Origin of the sequence: Synechococcus sp. H60.1, from assembly GCF_047462335.1 — a bacterium.
Taxonomy (GTDB): Bacteria; Cyanobacteriota; Cyanobacteriia; order Thermostichales; family Thermostichaceae; genus Thermostichus.
The window spans coordinates 2,501-5,225 of sequence record NZ_JANSJA010000223.1 but is presented as its reverse complement, the minus strand read 5'-3'; the positions used below and the strand labels follow the sequence as shown (position 1 = coordinate 5,225).

At 57.3% G+C, this 2,725-nt stretch carries 2 rRNA genes (1 of these 2 only partly in view); both read right to left on the bottom strand.

Annotated features, from left to right (window positions below):
• Positions 1-38: 38 nt before the first annotated feature.
• Positions 39-156, bottom strand: a 5S ribosomal RNA gene (gene rrf, locus NW852_RS11080).
• A gap of 58 nt (positions 157-214) precedes the next feature.
• Positions 215-2,725: ribosomal RNA gene (locus NW852_RS11075) — 23S ribosomal RNA — on the bottom strand (it continues 296 nt past the right edge of the window).

Genomic DNA, 2,725 nt, shown 5'->3' with positions numbered 1-2,725 from the left:
AACCCCCCAAAAGTTGGGGGGTTGGGGTGGAGAGAAGAGCCTGGCACCGAGCTAGGTTACCGGAGGGTCACCCCTCAAGTAGGTTCGCCGCTGATGCGTTTCACGTCCGAGTTCGGGATGGAGTCGGCGTGGTTCCACATCGCCATAGGCACCAGGCAAAGCGGAAAACACCTTGAAAGCTGCACAGCAAGAGAAGACAGAACACCCGTTGAGTAGGGTCAAGCAGACGGTCTGTTAGGACTCCTCGGCTGCATGCATTGCTGCACTTCCACCTAGAGCCTATTACCGGGTCGTCTTCCCGGGACCTTCACAGAGGACTCATCTCGAGGTGGGCTTCCCACTTAGATGCTTTCAGCGGTTATCCACTCCGCACATGGCTACCCAGCGTCTACCGTTGGCACGATAACTGGTACACCAGCGGTGCGTCCCTCCCGGTCCTCTCGTACTAGGGAGAGCTCCTCTCAATCCTCTCGCGCCTGCACCGGATATGGACCGAACTGTCTCACGACGTTCTGAACCCAGCTCACGTACCGCTTTAATGGGCGAACAGCCCAACCCTTGGGACGTACTTCCGCCCCAGGTTGCGATGAGCCGACATCGAGGTGCCAAACCTCCCCGTCGATGTGAACTCTTGGGGGAGATCAGCCTGTTATCCCTAGAGTAACTTTTATCCGTTGAGCGACGGCCTTTCCACTCAGCACCGTCGGATCACTAAGGCCGACTTTCGTCCCTGCTCGACTTGTAGGTCTTGCAGTCAAGCTCCCTTATGCCTTTGCACTCTACGACTGATTTCCAACCAGTCTGAGGGAACCTTTGCGCGCCTCCGTTACCTTTTAGGAGGCGACCGCCCCAGTCAAACTGCCCACCTGAAACTGTCTTTTCCCCCGCTTCCGGGCGGAAAGTTAGAATTCTAGCCCTGCCAGAGTGGTATCTCACCGGCGACTCCATACCCCCCGCAAGGGGTACTTCTTCGTCTCCCACCTATCCTGCGCAAGCAAGGCCCGAACCCAATTCCAGGCTACAGTAAAGCTTCATAGGGTCTTTCTGTCCAGGTGCAGGTAGTCCGCATCTTCACAGACAAGTCTATTTCGCCGAGTCCCTCTCCGAGACAGCGCCCAGATCATTACGCCTTTCGTGCGGGTCGGAACTTACCCGACAAGGAATTTCGCTACCTTAGGACCGTTATAGTTACGGCCGCCGTTCACCGGGGCTTCGGTCGCCAGCTTCGCTTGCGCTAACCGACTTCCTTAACCTTCCGGCACTGGGCAGGCGTCAGCCCCTATACGTCGTCTTGCGACTTAGCAGAGACCTGTGTTTTTGGTAAACAGTTGCCTGGGCCCTTTCACTGCGGCCAGCTCGCGCTGGCACCCCTTCTCCCGAAGTTACGGGGTCATTTTGCCGAGTTCCTTAGAGAGGGTTATCTCGCGCCCCTCGGTATTCTCTACCCACCCACCTGTGTCGGTTTCGGGTACGGGTGACAACCTTCATCGCCTACGAGCTTTTCTTGGCACTACCCTTCACCACGCGGAGTCCGTAGACCCCTCCCAATCCAATCAGGGTGTGGCTAGCTCTCGTGCGTCCCTCCTCAGCTCCAGTTGCCAGTCAGGGATTATCAACCCTGTCTCCATCGACTACGCCTTTCGGCCTCGCCTTAGGTCCCGACTAACCCCCCGCGGACGAACCTTCCGGGGGAACCCTTGGGTTTTCGGGGCATTGGATTCTCACCAATGTTTGCGCTACTCAAGCCAACATTCTCACTTCCGCCTCGTCCACGGCTGCTTGCGCTACCGCTTCTCCCTACCGCGGAACGCTCCCCTACCATCAAATCCACAACTTCGGCGCATCGCTTAGTCCCGTTCATTTTCGGCGCAAGGGCGCTTGACCAGTCAGCTGTTACGCACTGTTTAAAGGGTGGCTGCTTCTAAGCCAACCTCCTGGTTGTCTCTGCACCCCCACCTCCTTAATCACTGAGCGATGACTTGGGGGCCTTAGTTGGTGGTCTGGGCTGTTCCCCTCTCGACGATGGAGCTTATCCCCCACCGTCTCACTGCCGACTAACCCTGGCGTATTCGCAGTTTGGTTCGATTTGGTACAGCTCTCGCCGCCCGCATCGATTCAGAGCTCTACCCCACCAGGTACCTGTCGACGCTGCGCCTCAACGCATTTCGGGGAGAACCAGCTAGCTCTGGGTTCGATTGGCATTTCACCCCTAACCACAGCTCATCCGATGATTTTTCAACATCAACCGGTTCGGCCCTCCACTTGGCTTTACCCAAGCTTCAGCCTGGCCATGGTTAGATCACCCAGGTTCGGGTCTACAGCGTGCGACTAACGCCCTTTTCAGACTCGGTTTCCCTCTGGCTCCGGCATTCCCGCCTTAACCTGCCCCACGCTGTAACTCGCTGGCTCATTCTTCAACAGGCACGCGGTCACCCGTTCAATCGGGCTCCCACTGCTTGTAGGCACACGGTTTCATGCTCTCTTTCACTCCCCTCCCGGGGTTCTTTTCACCTTTCCCTCACGGTACTGGTTCACTATCGGTCACACAGGAGTATTTAGCCTTGCGAGATGGTTCTCGCGGATTCACACGGGATTCCACCTGCCCCGTGCTACTCGGGATCCGGCCGGCGCCTTCAGACTTTCGGCTACAGGACTTTCACCTTCTCTGGTGCAGCATTCCATCTGCTTCGCCTAGCCCTCCAGCTACCCTTTGGCCGTCCCACAA